The 26,126-nt window shown below is 59.9% G+C and carries 22 protein-coding genes, 1 tRNA gene and 2 pseudogenes; 13 read left to right on the top strand and 12 right to left on the bottom strand.

Features of this window, described 5'->3' with window-relative positions:
• The first annotated feature begins 70 nt into the window (after positions 1 to 70).
• From modA to I6I12_RS07880, 5 genes and pseudogenes are all read left to right on the top strand, one after another.
• Positions 71 to 835 carry a molybdate ABC transporter substrate-binding protein gene (gene modA, locus I6I12_RS07870; RefSeq protein WP_200287701.1) on the top strand — a complete coding sequence of 255 codons (765 nt, stop codon included), beginning with the start codon at positions 71 to 73 and terminating at the stop codon, positions 833 to 835.
• Between the two features lie 216 nt (positions 836 to 1,051).
• Positions 1,052 to 1,546, top strand: a pseudogene (locus I6I12_RS12130) (molybdate ABC transporter permease subunit); the annotation flags it as partial.
• A 246-nt stretch (positions 1,547 to 1,792) separates the two neighbouring features.
• A pseudogene (locus tag I6I12_RS12135) lies at positions 1,793 to 2,038 on the top strand (ATP-binding cassette domain-containing protein); the annotation flags it as partial.
• Positions 2,039 to 2,224: 186 nt separating this feature from the next.
• Positions 2,225 to 2,671 carry a TOBE domain-containing protein gene (locus I6I12_RS12140; protein ID WP_369707479.1) on the top strand — a complete coding sequence of 149 codons (447 nt, stop codon included), beginning with the start codon at positions 2,225 to 2,227 and terminating at the stop codon, positions 2,669 to 2,671.
• A 38-nt stretch (positions 2,672 to 2,709) separates the two neighbouring features.
• Positions 2,710 to 3,369 carry a helix-turn-helix transcriptional regulator gene (locus I6I12_RS07880; protein ID WP_200287705.1) on the top strand — a complete coding sequence of 220 codons (660 nt, stop codon included), beginning with the start codon at positions 2,710 to 2,712 and terminating at the stop codon, positions 3,367 to 3,369.
• Here I6I12_RS07880 and thrB read toward each other — a convergent pair.
• The 4 genes from thrB to argS form a co-directional block, all read right to left on the bottom strand.
• On the bottom strand, positions 3,356 to 4,285 hold the full coding sequence (thrB, locus tag I6I12_RS07885; protein ID WP_200287707.1) for a homoserine kinase: 930 nt from the start codon (positions 4,283 to 4,285) through the stop codon (positions 3,356 to 3,358). The two genes, I6I12_RS07880 and thrB, sit on opposite strands and share 14 nt — an antisense overlap.
• Positions 4,286 to 4,309: 24 nt before the next feature.
• Positions 4,310 to 5,653 carry a homoserine dehydrogenase gene (locus tag I6I12_RS07890; protein WP_200287709.1) on the bottom strand — a complete coding sequence of 448 codons (1,344 nt, stop codon included), beginning with the start codon at positions 5,651 to 5,653 and terminating at the stop codon, positions 4,310 to 4,312.
• 172 nt (positions 5,654 to 5,825) lie between these two features.
• Positions 5,826 to 7,163: a diaminopimelate decarboxylase gene (lysA, locus tag I6I12_RS07895; protein ID WP_200287711.1), complete on the bottom strand. Its 1,338-nt coding sequence runs from the start codon at positions 7,161 to 7,163 to the stop codon at positions 5,826 to 5,828.
• Positions 7,164 to 8,816: an arginine--tRNA ligase gene (argS, locus tag I6I12_RS07900; RefSeq protein WP_023021777.1), complete on the bottom strand. Its 1,653-nt coding sequence runs from the start codon at positions 8,814 to 8,816 to the stop codon at positions 7,164 to 7,166.
• Positions 8,817 to 9,026: 210 nt separating this feature from the next.
• Between argS and I6I12_RS07905 the strand changes: the two genes are divergently transcribed.
• From I6I12_RS07905 to I6I12_RS07925, 5 genes are all read left to right on the top strand, one after another.
• Positions 9,027 to 9,812, top strand: coding sequence for a (Fe-S)-binding protein (locus I6I12_RS07905; RefSeq protein ID WP_049361528.1), 786 nt, complete (start codon positions 9,027 to 9,029; stop codon positions 9,810 to 9,812).
• Positions 9,812 to 11,317, top strand: coding sequence for a lactate utilization protein B (locus I6I12_RS07910; protein ID WP_034656446.1), 1,506 nt, complete (start codon positions 9,812 to 9,814; stop codon positions 11,315 to 11,317). The genes I6I12_RS07905 and I6I12_RS07910 overlap by 1 nt, the downstream gene beginning before the upstream one ends.
• Positions 11,314 to 11,934: a LutC/YkgG family protein gene (locus tag I6I12_RS07915; protein WP_200287713.1), complete on the top strand. Its 621-nt coding sequence runs from the start codon at positions 11,314 to 11,316 to the stop codon at positions 11,932 to 11,934. Before I6I12_RS07910 ends, I6I12_RS07915 begins: the two co-directional genes overlap by 4 nt.
• Before the next feature lie 117 nt (positions 11,935 to 12,051).
• On the top strand, positions 12,052 to 13,638 hold the full coding sequence (locus tag I6I12_RS07920; protein ID WP_023021781.1) for an alpha/beta fold hydrolase: 1,587 nt from the start codon (positions 12,052 to 12,054) through the stop codon (positions 13,636 to 13,638).
• 53 nt (positions 13,639 to 13,691) lie between these two features.
• Positions 13,692 to 13,765: transfer RNA gene (locus I6I12_RS07925), tRNA-Arg, on the top strand.
• A 64-nt stretch (positions 13,766 to 13,829) separates the two neighbouring features.
• On the opposite strand, the gene I6I12_RS07930 is transcribed toward I6I12_RS07925, so the two are convergent.
• Complete coding sequence (locus I6I12_RS07930) at positions 13,830 to 14,627, bottom strand: MerR family transcriptional regulator (RefSeq protein WP_023021782.1); 798 nt, start codon at positions 14,625 to 14,627, stop codon at positions 13,830 to 13,832.
• A gap of 97 nt (positions 14,628 to 14,724) precedes the next feature.
• On the opposite strand from I6I12_RS07930, the gene I6I12_RS07935 reads away from it, so the two are divergent.
• The 3 genes from I6I12_RS07935 to I6I12_RS07945 are packed head-to-tail and all read left to right on the top strand — an operon-like array spanning position 14,725 to position 17,302.
• On the top strand, positions 14,725 to 15,231 hold the full coding sequence (locus I6I12_RS07935) for a hypothetical protein (RefSeq protein WP_232212588.1): 507 nt from the start codon (positions 14,725 to 14,727) through the stop codon (positions 15,229 to 15,231).
• Position 15,232: 1 nt separating this feature from the next.
• Positions 15,233 to 16,132, top strand: coding sequence for an ABC transporter ATP-binding protein (locus I6I12_RS07940; RefSeq protein WP_200287719.1), 900 nt, complete (start codon positions 15,233 to 15,235; stop codon positions 16,130 to 16,132).
• 3 nt (positions 16,133 to 16,135) lie between these two features.
• Positions 16,136 to 17,302: an ABC transporter permease gene (locus tag I6I12_RS07945; RefSeq protein WP_200287720.1), complete on the top strand. Its 1,167-nt coding sequence runs from the start codon at positions 16,136 to 16,138 to the stop codon at positions 17,300 to 17,302.
• 59 nt (positions 17,303 to 17,361) lie between these two features.
• Here I6I12_RS07945 and I6I12_RS07950 read toward each other — a convergent pair whose 3' ends face one another.
• From I6I12_RS07950 to I6I12_RS07980, 7 genes are all read right to left on the bottom strand, one after another.
• On the bottom strand, positions 17,362 to 17,565 hold the full coding sequence (locus tag I6I12_RS07950; RefSeq protein ID WP_023021787.1) for a hypothetical protein: 204 nt from the start codon (positions 17,563 to 17,565) through the stop codon (positions 17,362 to 17,364).
• Positions 17,566 to 17,673: 108 nt separating this feature from the next.
• Complete coding sequence (locus tag I6I12_RS07955; RefSeq protein WP_023021788.1) at positions 17,674 to 17,973, bottom strand: hypothetical protein; 300 nt, start codon at positions 17,971 to 17,973, stop codon at positions 17,674 to 17,676.
• 5 nt (positions 17,974 to 17,978) lie between these two features.
• Positions 17,979 to 18,485: a MarR family winged helix-turn-helix transcriptional regulator gene (locus tag I6I12_RS07960; RefSeq protein ID WP_200287721.1), complete on the bottom strand. Its 507-nt coding sequence runs from the start codon at positions 18,483 to 18,485 to the stop codon at positions 17,979 to 17,981.
• Between the two features lie 4 nt (positions 18,486 to 18,489).
• Entirely contained in the window at positions 18,490 to 21,075 is a 2,586-nt protein-coding gene (locus tag I6I12_RS07965) for an AAA family ATPase (protein WP_200287722.1), read from the bottom strand.
• Positions 21,075 to 22,193 (bottom strand): metallophosphoesterase family protein, encoded by a 1,119-nt coding sequence (locus I6I12_RS07970; protein ID WP_023027841.1) that lies wholly within the window; start codon positions 22,191 to 22,193, stop codon positions 21,075 to 21,077. Before I6I12_RS07970 ends, I6I12_RS07965 begins: the two co-directional genes overlap by 1 nt.
• A complete protein-coding gene (locus I6I12_RS07975) occupies positions 22,193 to 23,014 on the bottom strand; it encodes an SWIM zinc finger family protein (RefSeq protein WP_200287724.1) in 822 nt (273 codons plus the stop codon). The genes I6I12_RS07970 and I6I12_RS07975 overlap by 1 nt, the downstream gene beginning before the upstream one ends.
• A 3-nt stretch (positions 23,015 to 23,017) precedes the next feature.
• Positions 23,018 to 26,053: a DEAD/DEAH box helicase gene (locus I6I12_RS07980; protein WP_200287725.1), complete on the bottom strand. Its 3,036-nt coding sequence runs from the start codon at positions 26,051 to 26,053 to the stop codon at positions 23,018 to 23,020.
• Positions 26,054 to 26,126 lie beyond the last annotated feature (73 nt).

A 26,126-nucleotide genomic window follows, 5' to 3' on the forward strand; every position in this document is an offset into this window, starting at 1 on the left:
TGTTCGGTGGAGGGCTATTCTAGGTAGGTCATACTCACCGCCAAAGAAGCCGAAAAGGAGCTCTCCGCAGATGCACAAACGCGTCACCGCACTCCTCGTTGCCTTGGGAATCGCTCTTTCAGGCTGCGCTCCACACACGTCAGTAACGTCGTCACAGGATACGGCGGATACCACGCTCACTGTACTGGCGGCCTCATCCACCCGCGTTATCAATGATGAACTTACCGAACGCGCCGGCCAGCTCGAATCTCCGGTGAATTTGAGCTTTGAAAATGGCGGCTCTTCCGATCTGGTGAGCAAGCTGCGCGAGGGTGCCCCGGCCGATCTTCTCCTCACGGCTTCCAAAAAGACCATGGATAAGGCGGTCCAGGATGGAACCGTGACCGCCCCCGAGGTGCTCGCCACGAATGTCATGGTCATGGTGGTATCTAAAGGAAACCCGGCGGGAATCCATTCCGTGCACGATCTATCCCACTCCCATCACTTCGTACTCTGCGATCCGCAAGTACCCTGCGGCGATATTTCCTCCCAGATCATCGATGACCAGCATTTGGACGTGCACCCCTCCTCCCAGGAGCGCCAGGTAGCGGATGTTTTAGGAAAGGTGGCCTCGGGTGAAGCCGATGCTGGATGGGTCTACTCCACCGATGCCGCCGCGGCCGGCAATGATGTTGAGGTGATTGATATTCCTGGGGCGGAGAAATTCTCTAATCAGATCCTGGGCGCCGTTGCCACGGACGCCTCTCATCCCGACCAGGCTCGCGCGGTGCTCAATTTGTTGGCCAGCGACTTTGATTCCACCTGGCACCACCTTGGCTTCAGCCCAGCGAAGTAGTCTATGTCCGCCCCTCAGCCTGTCCGCCCCAAGTACCCGCTGCTTATCGGCCTCATTGGTCTCATTGCGGTAGCTACCATCATTGTTCCCGTGGCAGCTCTCGGGCTGCGGGTGCCATGGGCGCGCATCAGCGATTACCTTGGCCGCGAAGAGATTCGAGACATGCTGCTCATCTCCGTGGCGGCGGCTTTCCAATCCATGCTGCTCGCGCTCGTAATGGGCTTGGGCCTGGCATTATGGGTCCAGCAGCTCGGCCGCGGCAGCACCATCATCCGTCTTTTGGTCTACCTTCCTCTGGCTATGCCACCGGTGGTCGGCGGTTTGGCCCTTACCGCAGCCTTTGGTCGCAAGGGCTACCTCGCCCCGCTTCTCGACGCCCTGGGCATCCACCTCGCCTTCGCTTTCCCCGGAGTCGTGGTGGCCCAAACCTTCGTGGCACTGCCCTTTGTGGTGGTAGCGGTCGATTCGGCACTGCGCCAACTAGACCAGGAAATCCTCGCTTCTGCGCGGGGCGTGGGCTTGGGGCGTTGGGAAATACTCGGCAAGATCACCCTTCCTTCTATCGCGCCGGCTGTGGCTACCGGCGCGGCGCTGGCCTTCGCGCGCTCATTGGGCGAATTTGGCACGACACTGACCTTTGCCGGCTCTCAGCCAGGGGTTACCCGCACGATGCCGCTGGGCATCTACTTAGAGCGCGAGGTCGACGCGGACGGCGCCTACGTGCTCTCCGCCCTGCTTATCGGGCTGGCCTTGGTCTGCCTGGCGCTTGCGGGCTTGCCGGCCCTGCGCAGGCGGCGCTACCAGCCGCAGGCAAGGCAGCTGCATTCACTGGACGTGGACAAGCTCCGCGAGCTCACCCAGCCCACGAATGCGCAGGCGGTATCCGTGACGGTCGAAGGCGTGCGCACGGCTTTGTCTCCGCGAGCCATTACGGCCGTGGTGGGCCCGAACGGCTCCGGAAAGACCACTTTCATGGGACGCATTGCTGGGCGCCTAAGCGGCGGTGAGGTTTCTCCAGGCGCAACCGGCATCGTCTTACTCACCCAGCGGCCGGGCTTGCCGCCGCGCTCGACGGCCCAGCAAGCGGTCGCCATGGTTACCCGCGATAGGACCCGTGCGCATGAGCTTCTCGCGGCAGCAGGATTGCACGAGCTTGCCGACGTCCCAGTAACAGCCCTCTCCGGCGGCCAGGCCGCCCACGTGGCCCTGGTGCGCGCGCTAGCCGCACGACCAGCCGTTCTCATATTGGACGAGCCACTTGCCGCAGTCGACGTGAAATCGGCTGAGAGGTGGCGCCACTTTCTGCACGCTGCCCGCGAGGATAGGACCACCCTGCTCGTTACCCATAACGCGCTCGACATTGCGAACCTGGCGCAAGACATGCTGGTCATGGAAGCCGGACAGGTGCGAGCGCACGGCGCTACCGCGCGGCTCCTTGATGCCCCGCCGACTGGCTTCGTTGCGGCACTCGCGGGGCTTAACCGCATTGAAGGAACGGTGACCGCCACAGATGCCTCCACTGTGGAGGTCGCCTGCGGGGAGATTACTATTTTGGCAACGACGGAATACGCGCCTGTTCAGCCCGGGCAGGAGGTGGCGGTGACATTCGATCCGCATGCGGTCACCATCGGTGCCGTGCCGGAAGCCTGCAACCAGTGGGCTGTGCGAGTCCTAGCGGTCGAGGCCACCAGCCTCGCAGCCGCTCAGCTGCGCGTGGATCTGGGCGGTTACGAGGCCACCGTACCGGTAGACCGCGAGTCTGCTTTAGGTTTTGCGGTGGGTAGCACCGTATCCTTGGCAATATCTACAGCAAACGTTTTTGTCCACCCCAAATAAAATCTCTGTTATGCAGACCCCAAGGCGGATTTCCTACCATGCCTGACTCACTACCCCGGCCCACCACCGAACTCTTCCCCGAGGCCCTCAATCTCTCGCCAAAGCAACGCGAGGTACTCGCAGCCTTACAACGCCACCCCAATGGCGCCAAAGCTGGCACCGTGGCCGAGGAGCTTGGCATGCACGTCAACACCGCCCGTGGCCACATCGATGAGCTGGTCAACGCCGGAGCTATAAACGTGCTATCCGCGCCGAGTAAGGGCCGGGGACGCCCTTCCCTGATTTTCCAAGTCCGCGTCCCAGACAATAAGACCGTGGCAGAGGAATACATCACCCTGGTAGAAGTGCTGACCACCATGCTGGCGGGCAAGGAAGAGCTTGACGACGCCGCGTCAGCCAAGGCCATCGAGATCGGGCGCCGCTGGGCACGCGCTGCAGGCGCGGAGGGCTCCGATCGCGCACTCGATACGCTCTTTTCCACGCTGCGCGATATGGGCTTTGACCCCGCCATGCAGCCAGACTCTACCGACATGGAGCTCCGTGCCTGCCCGTTTGTGTCTTCGGGACTCCAGCCTTCACCATTCCTCTGCGCGGTACACGCTGGCTTCCTGCAAGAAACTACCGATGAAGGCACCACCATTAACCTGGTACCGCGCCAGCCGCACAACGTATGCAGGCTGGAAATTAAGCCTGCGTAAGCTCCACGCTGACTGGGCCGGCGATGGCGAGGTCGAGGACGCGGAGGCTTTGCTCGCGGGCGTCGGCAAGAATGCTCTCATCGATGTCCTCGGTATGCAGCACCATTACGGTCGGACCGGCGCCGGAGAGGTAGGCTGCGTATCCTCGGTTGCGCAGACGGTTGACCCACTCCGCGGTCACAGGAAGCACATCCGCTCGGTACGGCTGGTGCAGGCGATCGCGAGTGCCTTCCCACAAAAGGTCCGGATAGTTTTGCAATGCAGCCACCTGCACCGCGGTGCGCGAGACGTTAAACGCCGCATCCGAATGCGTCACGTGCGACGGCAAAACGCGACGCACCGCCTGGGTAGACGCGTGGAAATCCGGCACGAGCGCGGTGGCACGAATATCTTTATGCACCTTGATGGAAGCAGCGCGATAGTCCGGCAAGGAGTGACCATCGACGGGGACATTGGTCCACGACACCACGGCATCACCCAGCACGGAGGCGGCCGCATTATCGGGGTGGCCCTCAAAAGCGGAAGAAAGCTGCACCACCTGCTCTTGTGTAAGGGGGCTTCCCGCCAGTGCATTGCCAGCGGCCACGCCCGCCACAGCGGCAGAGGCGGAAGAGCCTAAGCCACGCGACTGCGGAATATTATTATGCGAAACCACCCGCAGGCCCGGCACGGTAGCATCGGCTGTCGAAAGCGCGGAGCGAATCGCCTTAACCACTAGGTGGGAGCCATCGCGCGGCAGGTCTTCTGCGCCCTCACCAAAAATCTCTACCTCCAGCCCAGAGGTGGTGACCTCTACCTCGACGGTGTCATAAAGGCTTAGCGCCATGCCCAAGGTGTCGTAACCGGGGCCAAGATTCGCCGTAGAAGCGGGAACGGTCACGATTGCTTTGGTGCCGACTTCAACTTCGATACTCATAGCTATTCAGTCTATTGCGTCGGGCTAGCTGCCGAGGCGGATTACGGAATGGACGGCCTTGACCTCATCTAGCTCATCCAAGTCAGCCACGATCTTGTCCAGGGTGGCTTCCTTGGCAGCATGAGTGACCACGATGAGGCGAGCAGTATCTTCGCCGTCCTCTTGGCGTACCGTGCGCAGGGATACGCCATTATTGGCAAAGGCCGTAGAGATAGCCGCGAGCACACCGGTGCGGTCTTGTACCTCCATATCGATGTGATAGCGGGTTTCCACCTCACCAAAGTCGGCGATAGGAAGATTGGCGTAGGTATTTTCACCCGGTGCGCGGCCGCCGTGGACGATATTGCGGGCTGCACCGACGACGTCGCCAAGCACGGCAGAAGCCGTAGGATTGCCACCCGCGCCATTGCCGTAGAACATCAGGGAACCTGCGGCCTCGGCCTCGACGAAGATGGCGTTATAGGACTCGCTGACAGAAGCCAGCGGGTGCTCCTTGGGCACCAAAGTGGGGTGTACGCGGGCGTTGACGGCTTCGGAGCCGTCCTCTCGCTGGAGGCGCTCGCAGATGGCCAATAGCTTGATGGAATAACCAGCGTCATTAGCCGCCGCGATATCCGCGGCCGTGACCTTGGTAATGCCCTCGCAGTGCACGTCTTCAAACTTCACGCGGGTGTGAAAGCCCAAAGATGCCATAATGGCGGCCTTGGAGGCGGCGTCGTGGCCCTCAACATCCGCGGTGGGATCAGCCTCGGCGTAGCCTAGGCGGGTGGCCTCGGCCAGTGCCTCATCATAAGAGGCACCCGTGGACTCCATGGCATCCAAGATGAAGTTGGTGGTGCCGTTGACAATGCCGGAGATGCGCTCTACCTGATCGCCGGCCAAGGAGCGGCGCAACATGCCCACCACCGGGATAGCGGCGGCCACGGCAGCCTCAAAGTAAAGGTCCACGCCGGCACGGTCGGCGGCTTCTGCCAACTCATCCGCATGCGCGGCCACCAGCGCCTTATTAGCGGTAACCACGGATTTGCCGGAATTAAGCGCGGCGAGGACCAGCTCGCGCGGAAAATCAATGCCGCCGATGACCTCGACTACAAGGTCGATATCGTCGCGGGCGACAAGTGCCTTGGCATCATCGGTCAATAGCTCCTGGGGTACCCCTGGGCGCAGCTTATTCTTATTCTGGATGGCGATGCCGCGAATCTCGGCTGGGCCGCCAATGCGGTGAGCAAAGGCATCAGCATTCTCTCCCAGCAAGCGGAAGACCTCAGCACCAACGGTGCCAAAGCCCAGCAGCGCGATACCAACGGTCTCACCCTCGCCCTTGCCGGAATGCTTTTGTGCCTGAAGCTCGCTAGTCGATGCAGCCATAGTCCGTCTCCATATTGAAGTTGGGGTTAACGTGTCGTTCCCGCTCAGTGCGGATACAGGACACTATACAGAACAAGCTGTCTACTTTCGCCCTAAATAGACCCATAGATAGAAAAAGCCCCGCCACAAGGCCTGAATTAAAATAGGTTTTGTGGCGGGGCTCGCGTGCCAGCTAGTCCACTTCGAGGGAGAGAAGATCCTCGATGGTCTCGCGCCGCAGCATTGGCTTGGTATGTCCCACGCGCGTGGCGACGACCGCGGGGCGCACCGCACCGTTATAGCGCGAGGACATCATGTACTGGTAACCGCCCGTAGCCGCAAAGGCAATCAAGTCTCCCGGCTGGATATCATTGGGCAGCTCGCCATCCTCAAGGAGGATATCTCCGGATTCGCAGTGGAAACCCACCACACGCGAGGGCACCTCTTCCCCATCGCTAAAGCGGTTGACCACGCGCACGTCATACGCCGAACCGTAGAGCGCTGGGCGAATATTGTCCGACATTCCGCCATCGACAGAGATATAGCGGCGCAGGGGCAGATCGGACTTGCCGGTTTCTACATCCTTGACGGTACCCACTCGGTAGACGGTCACCGCAGAGCCGGCGACCAAGGAACGGCCAGGCTCGACTAGGAGGAAGGGCGCCTCGATGCCCAACTCCTCTGCGGTGTGCTTGACCGCACCGAGCATATCGCTGGCCACGCGCTCGATATCCAGTGCCTCCTCATAAGGCATATAGGGAATGCCGAAGCCACCGCCCAAATCAAGCTCTGCCAGAGTTACACCCAGCTCGGTGTAAATCTGGCGGTACAGGCCCATGACGCGCTCGGCAGCTAGTTTGAAGCCCTCCGCATTAAAGACCTGGGAGCCCACATGGCAGTGCAGGCCGCTCAAGTGCAGGTTCTCGGCTTCCAAGCAGCGCTTAGCTGCGGCGAAAGCCGCACCGGTGGCTAGCGAAATGCCGAACTTTTGATCCTCATGCGCTGTAGCGATGAATTCATGCGTATGCGCATCCACGCCCGGCTTGACGCGGATCATGACCGGCTGCACCTTGCCCGCTTCCCCAGCGATGCGATTGAGTTCTTCGAGTTCGTGCTCATTATCGATGACGACGTGACCCACGCCGGCATCTACACACAGCTGCAGATACTCTTCGTCCTTATTATTGCCATGCGTAGTAATGCGGCCGGCTGGGAACTCTGCAGCCAGTGCAATCTTGAGCTCGTTAAGGGAGGCCGCATCCAAGCACAGGCCTTCCTCATTGACCCAATTGACAATCTTCTTGGAAATGAATGCCTTGGAGGCATAGTGCACATGCTCCGGGCCGCCAAAGGCACGCGCCATGTCCTGGCAGCGGGACCGGAAGTCATCTTCATCGAAAACGTAGAGCGGGGTGTGGAATTCCTCCGCCAAGTCCGGCAACGGAACGCCGGCGATGGTAACTACGCCGTCTTCCTCGCGCTGCGCATTGCGCGGCCAGACATGGGCGGGCAACTCATTAAAATCCGCCATTTACATCTTCTCCGGGGTGCTTACGCCCACCATGGTCAAGGCATTAGCCAGGACCACGCGGGCTGCCTGCGCCAATGCCAGGCGGGCGCCATGGATAGGAGCCTTTTCCTCGCCGGCCTTGGGCAGGACCTGGCAAGAGTCATAGAAACGGTGGAATACCGCAGCGAGGTCCTCGGCGTAGCGGGCAATGCGGTGCGGTTCGCGCAACTGCGCTGCCTCTTCCACTACGGCCGGGAATTCACCCAGCGTACGGATGAGATCTCCCTCGCGTTCATGGGTGAGCAGGGAAAGGTCCGCACCTTCGGCATCAACGCCCAGCTCGGCTGCCTTGCGGCCGATAGAGCACAGGCGGGCGTGGCCGTACTGCACGTAATAGACCGGGTTATCGGAGGATTGGGATTCCCACAGACCGAGGTCGATATCGATGCTCTGGTCCACAGAGGAACGCACCAGGGAGTAACGGGAGGCGTCCACGCCGATGGCGGCCACGAGGTCCTCCATGGTGATAACCGTGCCCGCACGCTTGGACATGCGCACTGGCTTGCCATCGCGCAAAAGGTTGACCAGCTGGCCAATCAGTACCTCGACAGCATCGGCATCGTAGCCCAGGGCGGCTGCCGCCGCCTTCAATCGCGGCACATAGCCGTGGTGGTCCGCACCCAACATGTAGATATTCAAATCATGGCCGCGGTCGAATTTATCAGCTACATAGGCAATATCGCCTGCGATATAGGCTGCATTGCCATCGGACTTAACCACCACGCGGTCCTTGGAATCGCCGTAGTCGGTGGATTTGAGCCACCACGCATTCTCGGCCTCATACATATTGCCTTCAGCCTTGAGCTTGTCCAGCGCAGCGTCGACCGCACCGGACTCAAAGAGGGAGTTCTCGTGGAAGTAGACATCAAAGTCCACGCCAAACTCATGCAGAGATTGCTTAATCTGCGCAAACATCATCTCTACACCGTCTGCACGGAAGGCTTCCTGCACTTCTTCATCGCTGCCCTCCAAGGCGGATGGATTCTTCTCTACCACGGCCGCAGCGATGTCTTGGATATAGGCTCCGCCATAGCCATCCTCCGGAGTTGGCTCACCCTTCGCGGCCGCCACGAGGGAGCGGGAGAAACGGTCAATCTGGCCGCCATGGTCATTGAAGTAATACTCGCGGGTAACCTCCGCGCCGGATGCCTCCAGCACGCGACCCAAGGAATCTCCTACTGCGGCCCAACGAGTACCGCCGAGGTGGATCGGACCGGTGGGGTTAGCGGAGACGAATTCTAGATTGACCTTCTTGCCTGCAAAGGAATCATTAGAGCCATACTCCTTGCCGGCGCGGAGAATCTGCGCGACGATCTCCCCCTGGGCATCGGCAGCAAGGCGAATATTAAGGAAACCAGGACCGGCAATGTCGGCCTCCGCAATGGCGTCATTTTCCGCCAGGGACTCTGCCAACCAGCCTCCTAGCTCGCGCGGGTTAGCTCCGGCCTTTTTGGCCACCTGCAGTGCCACGTTGGTGGCATAATCGCCGTGTTCAGGATTGCGAGGGCGTTCGACGGTTACCGTTTCGGGCAAGACGGAGGAGTCAAGGTCATGGCTTTCCATGACCTTGGTGGCAGTTTCTTTAATCAGTGTGGCCAAATCAGCTGGTGTCATGTCGCACGATTCTAGTGGACTGAAAAGTCAAGTGTGAAAAGGGCCGTGCCCTAAAAGTCCCCTTTACTGCACAAACGGCTGATAGAGACTTTCTGCAACACTAATATTGCAAAATAATCGCTGGTCAACGAGGAGACGCATTACGCACGTACTGCTTAAAGGGAGTAAGGTTGTGGCTACCCCATGTCAAAAATCAACGAGGAGCACCGTATGCGCATTGCGCTATTTTCCACTTGCATTGGTGACGCCCTTTTCCCGGACGTACAAAAGGCAACGGCACTGGTTCTCTCCCGCTTGGGCCACGAGGTGGTCTTCCCGGAAGAACAGACCTGCTGCGGCCAGATGCACATCAATACCGGCTACCAAAAGGAAACGTTGGGCATGATCCGCTCTTATGCGGATGCCTTCGCAGATCCCTCTATTGACTACGTAGTTGCGGCCTCCGGTTCCTGCGTGGGCGCCGTTCGTGAACAGCACGAGCGCATCGCCGACCGTTTCGGCAACTCCGCCGACGTCGACGGCGCCCGCAAGACCACCCAAAAGACCCTGGATCTACCCGAATTCTTGGTCGACGTTGCCGGCGTGACCAATGTGGGCGCATTCTTCCCGCACCGCGTGACCTACCACCCCTCCTGCCACGGCTTGCGCTTCCTGAAACTGGGCGACCGCCCGCTGCAGCTGCTCCAAGAAGTAGAGGGCATCGACCTGGTCACCCTTCCTAATAAGGAAGAATGCTGTGGCTTCGGCGGTACCTTCGCAATCAAGAATGCGGAAGTATCCCGCGCGATGGTCACGGATAAGACCCGCCACGTTAAGGAGACCGAAGCAGAATTCGTCACCGGCGGTGACTCCTCCTGCCTGATGAACATCGGTGGTGCCCTGAGCCGCCAGCGTTCCGGTGTCCGCGCCGTTCACATGGCTGAGATCTTGGCTTCCACCAAGGAGCACCCATGGACTCCTACCTCCGCCGCCTACTCCAAGGAGACGATGCTCTAATGACCTCTTTCCTCGATACCACCCCACCGCGTGCGCCGGAAGGTTACGGTAACCTGCGCGGCAGCAAGGCCTTTGTTCCCCTCGCACACGTTGGCCTAAACAACGCCACCCAGCGCCACAACCTGCAGCATGCCACTACCTCCATTCGTGAGAAGCGCTCTGGCGCTGTAGAAGAGCTGGATGATTGGCAGGAGCTGCGCGCCGCTGGTTCCGCAATTAAGGAAGATGTCGCCGCCCGCATGCCAGAACTGCTCGAGCAGTTCGAAGAGGCAGTTAAGGCGCGCGGTGGCACTGTCCACTGGGCACGCGATGCCAAGGAAGCTAACCAGATCATCGAGGGTCTGATTCGCGCCACCGGCGAGACCGATGTGGTCAAGGTTAAGTCCATGGCCACGCAGGAAATCGGCATGAACGAGCACCTAGAGGCGGCCGGCATCAACGCTCGCGAGACCGACCTCGCGGAGCTCATCGTGCAGCTGGGTGAAGATAAGCCATCCCACATTCTGGTTCCGGCTATCCACCGCAACCGCGCCGAGATTCGCGATATCTTCGTCAACAAGATGCCGAATACCGATGACTCCCTGCAGGCCGAGCCGGCCGAGCTGGCAGAGGCATCCCGCCAGTTCCTGCGTGAGCAATTCATGAAGGCCAAGGTTGCTATCTCTGGCGCCAACTTCGGCGTGGCAGAAAGCGGCACCATCAACATCGTGGAATCCGAGGGCAATGGCCGCATGTGCCTGACCCTGCCAGAAACCCTCATTACCGTGATGGGTATTGAAAAGCTGGTTCCTACCTTCCAGGACCTGGAGGTCTTCCTCCAGCTGCTGCCGCGTTCTTCCACCGCGGAGCGTATGAACCCGTACACCTCCATGTGGTCCGGCGTTACTGAGGGCGATGGCCCACAGAACTTCCACTTGGTGCTGCTGGATAACGGCCGTACCGCGGCCCTGTCCTCCCCGATTGGCCACCAGGCCCTCAAGTGCATCCGTTGCTCGGCTTGCTTGAATGTTTGCCCAGTCTACGAGCGCGCCGGCGGCCACGCCTACGGCTCGGTCTACCCTGGCCCAATTGGTATTTCCCTGACGCCGCAGCTCACCGGCATGAAGGACCACAACGATCCTTCCGCCAGCCTGCCTTATGCTTGCTCGCTGTGTGGCCGCTGCGACGAGGTTTGCCCGGTTAAGATTCCGCTTTCTGACGTCATTTTGGAAAACCGTCACCAGAAGGTCACCCACGCCACCCCACCAATCGAGCCGAAGCTCTTCAAGACCATCCAGCTGCTGTGGAGCAACCCGAAGCTGTGGAACAAGGCAACACACATGGTCGCCTTGGGCCGCATTTTGGGTGGCACCAACAAGACCATCGAATCCCTGCCACTGTTTATGTCCGGTTGGTCTGAGGGCCGCGATACCGCGGTTCCGCCGAAGAAGTCCTTCCGCCAGTGGTTTGAATCCGAAGAAGGCAAGGAACTTCTTGCCGAGGCCCGTGAGGAGTCCAAAAAGTGAACGCAAAGCAGGAAATCCTAAGCCGCATCCGCTCCGCCCAAAAGCAGGCTGGTCTTCCCGACCACGTTGATGCCCCGCGCGACTACCAGCGCGAAGGCACCCTGAACGCGGACGAACTGCGCGATATGCTCATTGACCGACTCGAGGACTACAAGGCCGAGGTACACGTCACCGAGGAAGGCGAGCTCAAGCAGGCCATCGCCAAGATCCTCAAGGACCGCAAGTGCAACGACATCCGCTATGCCGAGGGCATAGATGCCAGCCTATTCGAAGGCTTCGACGCGAAGCCGGACGATAAGAGTGTCGATCCGCGCACCCTCAATGAGACCGACGCAGTGGTCACTTATTCCCACGTCACCTCCGCCCAGACCGGCACCATCGTGCTCGAGTCTGATGAACGTTGCGGTCGTCGCGCGCTCACCCTGGTTCCGGATCGCCACCTGTGCATCGTCCACCAAGATGAGATCGTCTACGGCATCCCCGAGGTCATTTCCCGCATGGATCCAGAGAAGCCTGCAACCTGGATTTCCGGCCCTTCCGCCACCTCTGATATCGAGCTCACTCGTGTCGAGGGCGTACACGGCCCGCGCGATCTCATCGTCCTCATCGTCAAGTAGGTGCATAGCCCTCGCCCCGGCCGGTGAGGGCACCCACCTACTGTGAATATGATGCCAAAAGCATCAAAAAAGCATAGGCTAGGTCTACCAATAATTCTTATTCTGGAGACCTAACCTATGCTTTCTTTTTCTTCGAAGCTGGCGGCCACGCTTGGTGCTGCCGCACTGACCATGGGCATCACTGCACCGATTGCCACGGCCGCGCCTGCACCTGCACCACAGGCAGCCAAGCCCACCATTTCCTGGGAAGACTGCCCTGAACAGGTAGACATCGACAACGCCGAATGCGGACGCATCGAGGTTCCTACGTACTACGACAACCCAGAGGCCGGCACCATTAGCGTCGGCTTCGTGCGCGTTCCCGCCGCCAACCCAGGCGCCCGCCGTGGCGCGTTGTTTACCAACCCTGGTGGCCCAAGTGGCGATGCCTATGGATGGGCCGGCAATACCGCCGTTCCATGGCCACAGGCCGTACGCGATGAGTGGGACACCATTGGTGTGCAACCGCGTGGCCTGCCTGGCTCCACTCCAGTCAAGTGCGATGCTTCGGCTGCTAGTGACCCACTCCGAGATAGCCTGCAGATAGGAAAACTCACTCGCGATGCTTGCGAGAAGAACACCCCGGGCTATACCAATTCTTTAACCACCGCCAATACCTTGGAAGATTGGGAGATGGTTCGCCGCGCCTTGGGCGAGGACAAGATTGACATCGCTGGTACTTCTTATGGCACCTACCTCGGTTCCGCTTATGCCACCAAATATCCGGAGCACACCGGCAAGGTCTTGTTGGATTCCGGAATGAGCCCCAAGCTGGCGTGGAATGGCATCTTTGCTTCGCAACAACGCGGCTATGAAAAGGCACTGCACGATCTCTTCGGGTTCATTGCCAAAAATGATGCCAAGTACCACCTCGGCACCACCCCGCTGCAGGTCTATGAAAAGTGGTCTCAAAAGGTAGCTCGTGAGGCAGGTGTACGCCCTACCGTATTGCCACCGAACGCCAAGATTGGTGACCTACCTCCAGGACTCGAGTTTGCCGGTCAGCCTGGTGCGAACATCATGACTGCCACCGGCCCATTGCGCGTGCAGGCGGAGTTCCTCAGCCAGAAGATTCACAACCCCAACGCCGTGCAGGCAGCCTCCCCGTTACTGAACATGACGCGCCTCCTTGTTGTACCGACCCCTTCACGATGGGATGCCTTTGCCAAGCACCTCAACGGTAGCGAACCTATCGATGCGGAGCAGGCCGATCCGGACGCCGTGCAGAAACAACAGGAGTCCTTCGCGCAAGCAATAAATATGCAAAACCTCATCGTTTGCAATGAAAACACCGTGCCCGGAAATCCGCTGCTGTACCCGAGCTACCTGTGGTCCAACTTCGTCAGCTTTGATCCCTTCACCCAAGTCAACTCTCTCTACGGCTCCGGCGCAGGCTGTGGTGGACGTGCGCCGGTCACGGGCCAGGCGCCTCTCGACGGCTCCAAGCTCGCCACCAAGCCCCTCCAGATTCAAGCAACCGGCGACCCACAAACGCCGTACCAATACCACACGAGCCTCTCCAAGCCGATGCAGTCCCGTGTGGTCACCGTCCATGGCCCCGGCCATGCGCACTTTGCCTCTGGGAATAAGGTTGTCGATGACATCGGCGTGCACTACTTGCGCACCGGTGAAGTCACTACCACCGACGCCCCCGGGTTGATTTAGTCCCCCACTACCCCATGCGCTAAAATCACATCGTTGGGAATTTTCCCAGCGATGTCTCCGTAGCTCAGCGGATTAGAGCATCGGTTTCCGGTACCGAAGGTCGCAGGTTCGATCCCTGTCGGGGACACGGTTACCGCTGGCCACCAGTACTTTCCGGTGGCCAGCGGTTTATTTATCTTCCGGCCCGCTAGCTATTTCCACTCCGGATTGGCGGTATCCACCCCTTGTGCCTTAGCCGCATGCTCAATCGCGTCCGCCAACCACTGGGCCAGCCCTTCCTGCTGCGCCTCATAGTGCGCACGGAAGCGCTCATCGGCAACGTAGCCGCGGGAGATTAAGAAGTGCTTTGCCGGCGTTACAGGAAAGAAGGCGCTGAGTGCTGCGCGGTGCTTTTCGACGAGCCCCTGGGCCTCCTCCGAGTCCGGTGCCACTCCACTGGCTACAGCCTGGGCCAGCTCCTTTTCCACCTCAGCAACTGCCGCCTGAGCTTCGCTCCAGTTCTGCTTCGACCAGTCGGCAGTGCGTTGCTGATACATTGCCCAGTCCTCGCTCGATCCATAGGCCTCTTCCGCCTCTTGCTGATATGCGGCGAAATTTCCATCACCTACAATTTGTCCAATTTCTTCCACAGTGAGCTTTCGTTTATTCATTGCATCCTCCATCAAGGTGTCAATCGCTGCCAGCATTTCAGTGAGGTTGTCGCGCTGGGCAAGCAAGCTTTCCCTCTGCCTCTGCAAATGTTCTATATCGGAGGCAGCGCCATCTAGCAGCTGTTTAATATCGGTCAATTTCATACCAGTAGCGCGGTAGATCAGAATCTTCTGCACCCGGGCACAGTCCTCCTCGGTATATAGCCGGTAGTTGGACCAGCTGCGCCACGTGGGTGACAGCAAACCTTGCGCCTCCCAGTGATGCAGCGTGCGCACCGTAATACGGAAGAGCGCAGCTACCTCGCCAACGGTATAAAGAACTTCATCGATGTCGTCCATGATTTTATTGTCGCGCCTTACGCTACGTCAGGGTCAACCCAGAGAAAATCTGCAGAATCTCTTGCCAGAGTGTTGGGTTTATGCAACACTTGGGTGCATGACAGCAAACGACAACCCTGTTTCTACAAAGGTCCGTGCCGAGCGGTTCCGCCGACCAGGCCCCACCCGTGGATTAATCGCGTCTATGTATCTGTGCGTAGCCATTTCCGCGATTTCCCTCATCTGCGCACTAGCGTTTTCCTCCTACTGGTCTCTCTTGGCCATGTCTGTAGCAATGGTCCTCTCGTGCGTCCCGTGGACCATTCTGCGCATAACCATCGATTCCAAGGACAGCAAGCCGCTGTCTTTTCTCGATGAATATGAAGCCCAGGTCCTGGATGAGTGGCGCCGCAGGGCCTTCAAGCTGTCTACTTTCCTGCTATTTGTCGGCGGTTTCGCCACGCTCCTCGTGGGAAATTGGTTCCTCGGAGGAGGGATTACCGGCACTATTGGTACCAAATACTTACTTGGGGCCGGCTATTTTCTGCTTTTTAGCTTCTTCATCTCTACCACCCTGCCCGCCGTCGGCTACGCACTAACCTTCAACCAGAACACGGAGCACTAATATGCCCACCTTGACCATTGACCACCTCAATAAATCCTTCGGGGAGACGCAAGCCCTGCGGGATATGACCTTTAGCGTTGGCGAGGGCGAAATCTTCGGGTTTGTCGGCTCCAACGGCGCCGGAAAGTCCACCACCATGCGTATCGCGCTTGGCGTGCTGTCTAAAGACTCCGGCGAAGTCTACTTTGATAACGCCCCAATTAATGACGATAATCGCCGCCGCATTGGCTATATGCCAGAAGAGCGCGGACTCTACGGCAAAGAGCCCCTGCTGAGCCAGCTGGTCTTCCTCGGCACGCTGCATGGCATGGATAAGTCGGCTGCTAAGCGGGCCGGCACTGAACTCCTAGAACAGCTGGGGCTCGGTGAGCGCATGGACGATAAGCTCGATGATCTCTCCCTAGGCAACCAGCAGCGAGTGCAGCTGGCCGCCTCCCTCATCCACGATCCGGACATGCTGATTTTGGATGAGCCTTTCTCTGGACTCGACCCGGTAGCGGTCAACGTGATGTCTGACATGCTGCGTGAACGCGCCGCCCGCGGCGTACCGGTTATATTTTCTTCGCACCAGTTGGACTTGGTGCAGCGCTTATGTGACCGCGTGGGCATTGTGACGAAGGGGCACATGGTGGCCGAAGGGGGCGTCGATAAGCTGCGCAGCCAGGGCCCGCCGCGCTTTGAGGTCGCTACCCCAGCACGCGGCTGGTACCCGGAGGGCACGGAGCTGGTGGCCGAAACTCCCGACGCCGTGGTAGTCCAAGCAGATCCCAGCGTTGATGACCAGACGATCCTGCAGGCTGCCCTAGCCGCTGGCCCAGTCCACTCCTTCGGCCGCAAGATCCCAGACCTGACCGAGCTTTTCCAGGACGTCGTCACCAGCAACCAGAATGAGGAGGCCTAAGCCATGCAGTATTCCGCAATGAAGACCATCGGAGTTGTAGCCAAGCGCGAAATGGCAGTCGCACTGAAGTCGAAGATGGTAGTGGGCACAATGCTGCTGCTCATTCTCGGCGCCATTATCGCCCCGATTGCTATCAGCTTCTTCAGCGGCGATGATGAACCTGATTCCGTAGCCGTCGTGGGGATGGAAGCAACTGCCTTCAAAGATTCCGGCATCGATGCCACCGCGGCGAAAGACCGCGCGGAAGCCCAGCAATTGGTAGAAAATGACGAGGCCGATGCCGCGCTCGTTCCGGCAGAAAACGACGGCTGGGATCTTTTGAGCAAGGGTGATACGCCTGCCACGGTAACGACCACCGTCAACCAAATCGTTTCTTCTCAAGCACAAGCAACGGCGCTGGATAGGCTCAATATTGACCCGCAAGAGCTAGAAAAGGCTACCCCTTCTACCGCTGTAAATCAGGTGAACCTAGAAGAAGAGGATGGCACTGAACAAAAGATGGCCGGCGTGGCCACGGTCCTCATTGGCGCAATGGCGGTGGTCTTTTCCATCATGACTTTCGCTGGCCTGATTGGCGGCCGCGTCACGGAGGAAAAGTCCTCCCGCGTGGTGGAAATTATCTTGTCCTCCGTGCGCCCAGTAGACTTCCTGGCCGGCAAGATTTTGGGCAATACCATCATCGGTTTCTTGGCTACCCTCCTCATTCTGGGCGGTGGCGCAATCTCGCTTACTGCATCCGGCCTGGCTAGTGATTTCGAGCTAGATTATGGCTTGGTAGCCGTCCTCCTTGTGGGCGAGATTCTAGGCCTGCTTTTCTTTGGCAGCCTTTACGCTGCAGCCGGCTCCATGGTGCAGCGCACCGAGGATCTCCAGTCCACGCAGGCACCTATTTTATTCCTTGTCTTTGCCACCATGTATGTACCAATGTTCGGCTGGATGCATCTGGATGCCACGTGGATGCAGGTCATGACCTGGTTGCCGCCGGTTTCCATGCTGGTCGCTCCGATGCAGGTGGCCGGAGGAAACCTCAGCTGGCTAGGCTTGCTGGCTAGCTACGTGCTCATGGCTGTGGTGACCGCACTGATTATCGTGCTAGTCGGTCGCATCTACCGCCGCGCCATTTTGAATAATGGACGCAAGATGACCTGGCGCCAGGCGGTGGGCAAATAAAAATAATCCGGCTCCCCTGCCGTGTGCAAGGGGGAGCCGGATTCTTCTATGAGCCGAAGCTACTGAGTAATGAACTCGTTGGTGATCGGCTGGGTGATGTCCAAGGTGCCGTGCTCGATGTAGTACATACCGAAGAACATGGCTGCCAGCATCACTACGGCTAGCAGCATGGAAGGAATCCACTGAAGGAATACGGGAACCCAGCCCTTGCCCTTATCGCGAGCTGCTGCTTCGCGCTGTTCCTGAGCCTCACGCTCGTTCATAATGATAAAACCTTTCGATCCACCGAGGATTAACTACGGATATCTTAACAGTTAAGTGCTTATAAGGCCGCATTCCTCGCACTTTTGATTGACGCCGAAATTTCGCCCTTAGATTCCGGGGTCCTCGTTATTGAGCAGTGCCTCTACGAAAGACTCGCGGTCCGCGAGCATGCGCTCGATGTCCTCTTCCGCGCCGACAATCCATAGCTCGGTGTCTTGGTCATAGGTCAACACGGAGTCTGGGTAGGCCTCTAGGGCCTCTTCCATAGCGGAGACTTGTTCCTCGCTGGCGGCATCATCCAGGTGCGCTTCGGGGTCACCGATGCGTGGACTAAGCTCCTCCAACGCGGTGATTCCGTAGGTCTTATATTGTTTCTTTGGGTGCTCAAAGAGCTCTTGTCCCATCATGGAGCTTAATCCCTTCCGTGTAGTAGCGAATCTGGCACGTATCCCTCATAGCCTGGGAGGTTTTTGGCCTGCAAAACGCCGTTAAAAAAGCGCCGCAGCGCAGGCACGTCCTCGGGCTGCAGGTGGTCAAAAACCATGCGGCGGACTGATTCCACATGTTCGGGGGCGGCGCGCCGCAAGTGTTCTAGGCCCACGTGAGTAACGCACACATTGATCCCACGGGCATCTACCGCGTCTGGTTCTTTATAAAGCAGGCCGCGCTTTTCCATGCGGGTTACTTGGTGGGAGGCGCGGGAGCGATCCCACTCTAGCTGCGTGCACAACTCGTGCAGGCGCAGGTGCTGCTCCGGTGCCTCAGACAAGGCAACGAGGACAGCAAACTCGGAGGCAGATACCTCGCCGCCGGCCTTGAGCGTTTCATCCATTCCCCTATTAATCTTGCGCACAGCGCCAAGGAGCAGGCGCCATAGTTCCTGCTCCTCGTCGTCTAACCAGCGAGTTTGAGAAGGCATGGCACTAGATTACCCCTTTGAGGGAAGCAATGGCGCGCTCGCTGCGCCCCGGCACGCGAGAATAGCGCTCCGGCATGCAGGTGAAGACCAATACCTGGTTATCCCGTCCCACGTGGGAAAAGAGCGTAGCCATGAGTTGCAGGCGGTGCGCGTCGGTAGAACCCAGCGCATCGTCCACGATGACCGGCACCGACTCCGCCCCTACCAATTGCGCAATGGCAAAGCGGGTGAGGATGGCCAACTGCTCGCGAGCACCGCCGGACAAGCTGGCCAGGTTCACCGTCTCTTTATCCTGGGTACGGGCGGTCACGCGGAGATCTTCATCGAGTTCGAAGGTGATATCGCCACCATAAACGGTGCGAGCCAGCTGTGAGAGTGCGTCCACGAAGGGCGCGGCGTAACGCTGGCGGGCGGCATCGCGGTGCTTGAGTAAAAGTTCGCGCAGATAGCGAGCTGCTTGCGCGCGCTTGTCTACGCTCTCGTACACCGCGCGAGCCATCTCTACCGCTGCGGTGGCCTGCTGGGCGCGCTCGGCGGCACCAGAGTGGAAGTTGATTTCGCTCGACAGCCTGCCAAGGTCCACCTCACAACGCTGGATGCGTCCAGTGAGGTATTCCAGGTGGGACTTCGCGCCTTCTACCAGCGAATTGGCGGTATCAAGATCAACCGCTTCCATCTGCTCCAGCTGCCCGCGCAGCTCCGCCACGACGGTCTCCAAACGGGTGACCTCGGCATGGAGCGCCTCGTCGGCGGCATGCTCTCGCGCGGAGGAGAGCTCCCTGGTCACGCGCTGTGCATTCTCGCGGGCGGCGGTCAGCTCGGCGTTTAAGCGCACTACCTCGTGGGCAAGACGGCTTTCGCGATACGGCACAAGCTTGCGGTCGAGCGCATTGACTTTTTCGCTGGCTGCTTCTTCCGCGGCTTCGGCGGCAGCGAGATCGACCTCACCCGCATCTTCAAGGTCCGCCACCTTCTCGGACAAAGCGGAATGCTGGGCGCGGAGGTCACCTAAATCATCCGGCCCCAGTTCCACGGCAAGAGCCCGGGTGGCGGCATCCAGAGTGTCGTTGAGCGCGCGGTGCTCCTCATGGGTCTTTTCGGCCGCTTCGACAGAATCCACGCCAAGGGTATCGAGCAGGTCCTGCAGTCGTATGCGAGCCTGTTCCACATCGCGCAGGGTGTCTTCGGCTGAGTAGGCCCCAGCGGAGAAGCGAGCGGTAATTTTTCCGATGGTGATAACTCGGGCGTCGACAAGCTCGATGGCGGTGTCCTCGCCTATCTCGACGTCCTCCCCATCAACACGGATCCTAGAACCATCTGGACCCGAAAAGTGCACCTTGGCGGCCGCAGCCTCGTGCAGGCGCGTGGCCACAGACAGCGCCGAGTCCGCCTTATGCAGGCTGCTGATATCGGCCGCGGTGATCTCGCGTCCACGCTGGGCAATGGCCGCGCGGGCTTGGTCTACCTCGGCGGCGAGGGCGTCGAGTGATTCCAACCGGGCGCTTAACTGTTCAAATCTCTGCCTATCTTGCAGGCGGCGAGCCTGTTTGAGAGTGCTGCGGGCCGCGGCATAGTCTTCTTTTGCCTCTGCCAGGCGCTTGTCCAGTGACTCTTTTTCCGCAGCTTCTTCTTGAGCTTTTTCTTGCGCGCCGGTGAGCTTCTTCTCGGCGTCCTTGGCAGCCGTGGCAGATTCATCGGCTGTGGCGACGAGCCCGGCGCGCTCGGTAACCGCTGCTTGGGCGCGGGCAAGATCCTCGATGGCGCGCTCGAGCGTAGCTTTGTGGGAATCCAGTGTGGCCTGCGCGGTTGCGGCTTCCTCCGCCTGGTTCTGCTTTTCAGTGAGATCGGCTCGGGCGGCGGGAAGCTCGGCTTCGGCGGCGGATTGGTCGCGCTGGAGTTGCTCGTAACGCTCAACCACGGAGTCCAGCTCCCGCAGCACGCGGGTGGCCTCTGCGTATTCTTCTTCGGCGCGCGCTAGAGCTGCAGCGGACTCCTTGTACTCGCCGGCCGGATTACCCTTCGCCGCGGTGAAGTAGCGCTGATATTCCTTGTCCACGCGGGCAAGGAGCGCGGAATCATCGCCGGAGACCTCTTCCTCGGCCAGGCCAGATTCGCGCTCCAAGGCGCGGGTGAGGCTAGGAATGCCGACGGCCGAGATGGCCTCGCCGGTGTCGTCTTGGCGCATAAAGAGGGCGTCGACAAGCGAGCGGTCCAAGTGCTCCGAGAGAATACGCTCCAACTCATCATCGGCCTGACTGCCGGTAAATTGCGCCGGCCGCGGCGAAGAAATGTGTAGCTCGCAGGATTTCTTGGAAAGCCAGCGCTTGGCAATGCTAAAGCGGTAGTCGCCTACGCTAAGTTCAGCCGTGATTTCCGGGGCCACGTCTTTGCCCACCGGTTGCAAGGCACGAATGCGTTTGGACCGGCCGCTGTGCTTTTCGGTAAGCACCACGTCGAGCGCCTCCACGATGGTGGACTTACCGGCCTCGTTCTCACCATGGATGACCACGACGCCGGTTTCTGGCAACTCATCCAGGACCAGGTGCTCAATGCCGCGGACGTTATTAAGTTCTAGGCGGTGAATGCGCATTAGGACTGTCCCTCCAGGCGGAATAGCAAGTTGGCAGCGTCGCGGGCGACGGGATCCTCGCGGTTATCCAGAAGCTCCTGCAGGGCCTCGGCCGCGTAGCCGGAAATATCAAGGCTAGCTAGTTCTTCATCGCTGGGCTCAAGGTAGAGATCCATGGTGCGCTCGCGCGGGCGCAGGGAGGCAAATACGGCCTCGTACTCATCTAGTCCGCGCTGCAGGCGGGCGTGGGCCTCGATGCCGAGCGTGCCGCGCAGGCTATATTTCACGGCCGTGCGCACCTTGTCCGGGTACTCGCCCAAGCGTGCCAAGAACAGGTCCACGTCTTCGGCGGAATCCACGGCGGCATCGACGGCCTCAAAAGTCCAGCGGCCGATGCGCCGCTTCTCGACGTCCACCTCATCCCCCACGCGCACCACCAGCGCATTGCCAGAATCCGACTCGCCGCCGCCGGTGCTCGTTTCCTTAAAATCCGTGGTTTCTGGACTGCCGGAGAACCACACTCGGCCGGTGGTGCCGAGGCTTTCGGTGGAGTGGGTATCGCCGAGCGCCAGGTAATCAATCACCCCGCGATCCAGGCAGTCTTCAACGAAGGCTAGATCGATGGTATCGGCGTCATCCTCGCCAGAGCGGGAATCCACCTGCCCGTGACCAACGGCGATGCGAATGCCCTCGGCCGGCTCCAGCGGCTCGAGAGCGTGGCGGACTAAGTCGTGGTTCGCGCGCTTGGACAGATAAGGCGCGCCAACCAGCTCCACGCCGGGGGCCACCTCAATCGGCTGGGAGTCCGCAATAACGTGAACATTATCGGCGCTGGTCTTATAAAAGACCGAGTCCGCCACCAGCGGGTCATGATTGCCGGGCAGGACGTAGACCGGTACAGGTAGGCGCTTAAACATTTCCGTGGCGCGGGCGAGGATTTCGCGGGAGAGGGAATTGTGCTCAAAGACATCGCCGGCTACGACGATGAAATCCGCCCCGGTGTCCTCGGCCAGCTCGCCCAGCCGCATGATCGCGGCCTCGCGGTCATCATTAAATCGGCCCTGGGCCTCGCCCTTCAAGAACCAGCGGGTCATGCCCAGCTGAAAATCGGAGGTATGGATAAACGTGGTAGCAGTCATTAGTGCGTGAGGTGGTAGTAGAGGTCTTCAATATCGGATACCGCGCGCAAGAGATCCAGGTTGGTATGAGAAACCGAACGCATGGCCTTGCGCAAGAGGTCCGGATCGGAGTCATCGATGGCCGGGGCGACCTTGGGCTGCGGCAGCTTCGGCAGCTCGCGGCCGTTCCAGAAGATCTCATTCTTTTCTTCCTCGGACAGCCCGCTTGGGGTAAAGCTTTCGCGGCTGACTGTCTTAGCCTGTTCGAGGACCATGCGCTCCAGGCGGGCAAAGTCCAAGCCACGCATATTAAAAACGACAGCCGGGTCCGCATCCGCCCGGGTGGCGAGCTTATCGCCCACCGCCACGATGTGCTTGCACACGTACTCGCCGTCCGGGCAGTCACAGGTCAGGCGCAGGTCTTCGGCCTCGGGGGCGAAAAGGGTGTCTAGGGCGGCGTCGGCAAGCAGGCCTTTGCGTGCATTGGCAATGGAGTTGGGGGTGCGGGCGAATTCGGTGGCCAGCTGGGCAATATCGTCATTATTGCGGTAGGGCAACTGGATGAGCACCGCGAAGGGCTCATTCTGGGAGCCGGCCACGCGGCCGTGGATGGCGCCGTTGCGCACCTCCAGTCCCACGACGTGGCCGCCCTCGGCATACTGGCGGCCGCGGGTAATCCGGCCGCGATCCGCACCGTGGGAGGTAAAGGCCGCGATACGCGAGGCCGTCGTGGACAGGATGCGCCCGCTGCGGTCGACGTGATTGACCTCAGCCGGGGTGCTTACCCGCTTGCGGGTACCAAAATTGGCATAGATAACGTTGTCATCGCCTTTAACAGCCATGGATTACTCCCTCCCCCGGTAGCTCATGAGTGCGGCCAGCTGATCTGGGTCCAGCTCGGTGAGCCAACCCTCGCCCTCGCCCACGACGGCGCCGGCCAGCTGCGTCTTACCATCCAAAATGTCCTGGATAGATTCCTCCAGCGTACCCGCGGTGATCATCTTATATACCTGCACATTGCGGCGCTGGCCAATGCGGAAGGCGCGGTCCGTCGCCTGGTTTTCCACCGCCGGGTTCCACCAGCGGTCCATGTGGACGACGATGGAAGCAGCCGTCAGGTTCAGGCCGGTACCGCCGGCCTTGAGCGAAAGGATCATCGCCGGCGGACCATCCTCGGACTGGAAGTCTTCCACCATCTGGTCGCGCTTATTTTTGCTCACCCCGCCGTGGAGGAAGGGGATCTCCCGGCCGAGCTGATCGCTAAGGTATGGCTGCAGGATATCGCCAAAGGCCTTGTATTGGGTAAAGACCAAGAGGCGCTCGCCGGATTCAGTGGCCTCGTCCACGATGCGCATGAGTTCTTTAACCTTGCCGGAGCGATGCTTGCCCTTGAGCGTCACCGGCGAGCTATCGCCCAGGTAATGCGCGGGGTGATTACAAATCTGCTTGATACGGGTGAGCGAGGACAACACCAGCCCACGCTTATTCATTCCCGTAGCTTCCTGCAGGTCTTTTTTCACCTGGTTGACCAGTGCTTTATACAGGGCGGCCTGCTCGGTGGTCATGGACACGGTAAGGATTTGCTCGGACTTTTCAGGCAGATCGTCGATAATATTCGGATCCGTCTTCACACGGCGAAGGATAAACGGCGCGGTGAGCTGGCGCAGGCGTTCAGACATCTCTTCGTCATCATTGCGCTCGATGGCCTTAGCAAAGTGATTGCGGAAGAACGAGGCGGAGCCCAATACTCCGGGATTACAAAAGTCCAGGATGGAGCGCATCTCCGAGAGGCGATTTTCCACCGGGGTACCGGTCAGCGCCACGCGGTGCTCCGAGGGCAGCGAGCGCACGGCCTTGGATGATCGCGTCGCGGAGTTCTTGATGGCCTGGGCCTCATCTAGAACAACGCGCTGCCAGCCTACCTCGCCCATGTCCTTAAAATCGCGGCCCACGGTGCCATATGTGGTGATAACCAGGTCGCACTCAGTAGCGGCTTGAGCGAAGTCTTCGCCCCGCGGGCGGCTTGGACCATGTTGCACCATAACCTTGAAATCCGGGACGAAGCGCTGCGCCTCGCGCGCCCAGTTTCCTACCACGGAGGTTGGCGCCACGACGAGCGTGGGGCCAGTCTGCTCACCGCGCTCCTTTTCCACCGCGAGAAGGGACAGTAGTTGGAGGGTTTTGCCGAGCCCCATGTCGTCGGCAAGCACGGCGCCTATGCCATTGCGAGACATCCAATACAGCCAGTCGACGCCGCGACGCTGGTACTCGCGCAGCTCCGCATGGACAGTTTTGGGAATGTCCACGCGCTCTGGGGCGACCTTGTCCACCCCGCCGAGCAGGGCCGTATGCCAGGTACTGCCAGTGAACTCGATGGGTTCTTGGGTCATGGACTCGAGCGCCAGCTCGCGCAGCTCAGCCACGGTAACCTGCTCGTGTTCTTCGCCACCCTCGTTGAACTCTTGGCGGCGCTGCTCCACGTCCGCCATTAAGGCTTCCCAACCGGGTTCGCCGAGCTGCTTGGCTATCTCCGCGGTAGCGGCCAGCTGCTCAAGTTCCTTCTTCTTGCGCGCCAGGGACTTCTCCCGCAGCGCATCCATGTATCCGGAGACCTGGGAGACAACCTGCTTATCGGCCATGACCCACTTGCCGCGTAACTGGATAAGTCCGGACTTGGAATTGACCAAGTCCTCCATTTCTTCCTCGGTCAACTCCACATCGCCCACGGACATGCGCCAGTTATAGTCCACCAGCTTATTCATGCCAATGTGCTTTTTAGTGGCGGCCTCGGCCGGATCGCGGGCCTCGTGGGTTTCCAGCTTGGCCTTCGTTTCCATCTGCGCCCAGGCCTTGGGCAGCATGACAGTCACGCCACTGGCCTTGAGCTTGTCCACCTCGTGCGTAACAAAATGGGTAAGTTGGTGGGTTTCTAGGTAGACATCCCAGTCGCCGTCGCCGGGCTGCGGCAGCTGTGCGGTCTCCCCCAGCGTGGGCGCGATGCGCACAGCCTTGCGGTGGGCTTCCCGCAGCTTTTCGACGCTCGCCCTATCCAGACTCTGCGCTGACACCGGCCGCGGAGCATCCGTGCCCGAGCGCACCCGCACGCGCACCGGCCACTTGGCCGCATCCGGGTCATCTTCTGCCGGTTCTTCCACGATGTAGACCAATTGGAGTTCCACCTCGTAGATGGAATTCTTCCACTCATTGAGCCCGCGCAAAAGCTGCGCGCGCCCACGCCGGATCGGCCGCGTATCGAGCAGGGCGCGGGCGAACTCGTGCCACGGCATCGGCCGCGGTGCTTCCGCCACGGGCCGCAGCTCTCGAAACGCGATCCAGTGCGTGAGCTCATCGGCCATGTCATCCGACAGTGCCCGATTATTAACATGCAAGATGCCGGGCGCGGCTGCCATCATCTCTGCAAGCCACCCGCGCTCCCCCAAGCCGGAGGCCAGCTGCCACATGGGGAACCACTCATTGGCCTGGTAGGCCAGCCGGAACGTCACGCGCCCGGCGCGCACGAATTTGCATAGGCCACTGTAGGCATGGAGCAGCCACTGGAGGTCAGGGGCGATGGTGGCAGGCGGCTTGTGATTCAGGTGTTCCATCTGAGTAAGCGCCGCGACGGCCTCTTCTGGGCCGAACATTGCCATCGGCACCATCAAGGACACGTCCTTGCCCTTGGGCGTGCGCAGCGAGACCCGCGCCCGGTTGCGGAAAGATTTCTTCCCCAGGATGGACTCTACCGCCGGCGGGAAGGTGCCTTCAGGAACGGCATTGGGCATGACAATCTTGTGCCCTTCTACCTGTTCAATCCACAGACCAAGCCCCGTAACGGGGAGCCACAGTCCATGCACGAGGTAAGAAGCCATAACCGCCAGCATAGCAGCCCTTCCAAGTTTGTTACACGCTCGTTATATTTCCCTCTTTCCCCAGTTGAACGATAGAAAATCCAAA

The organism is Corynebacterium kefirresidentii (genome assembly GCF_016599755.1).
GTDB lineage: Bacteria > Actinomycetota > Actinomycetes > Mycobacteriales > Mycobacteriaceae > Corynebacterium > Corynebacterium kefirresidentii.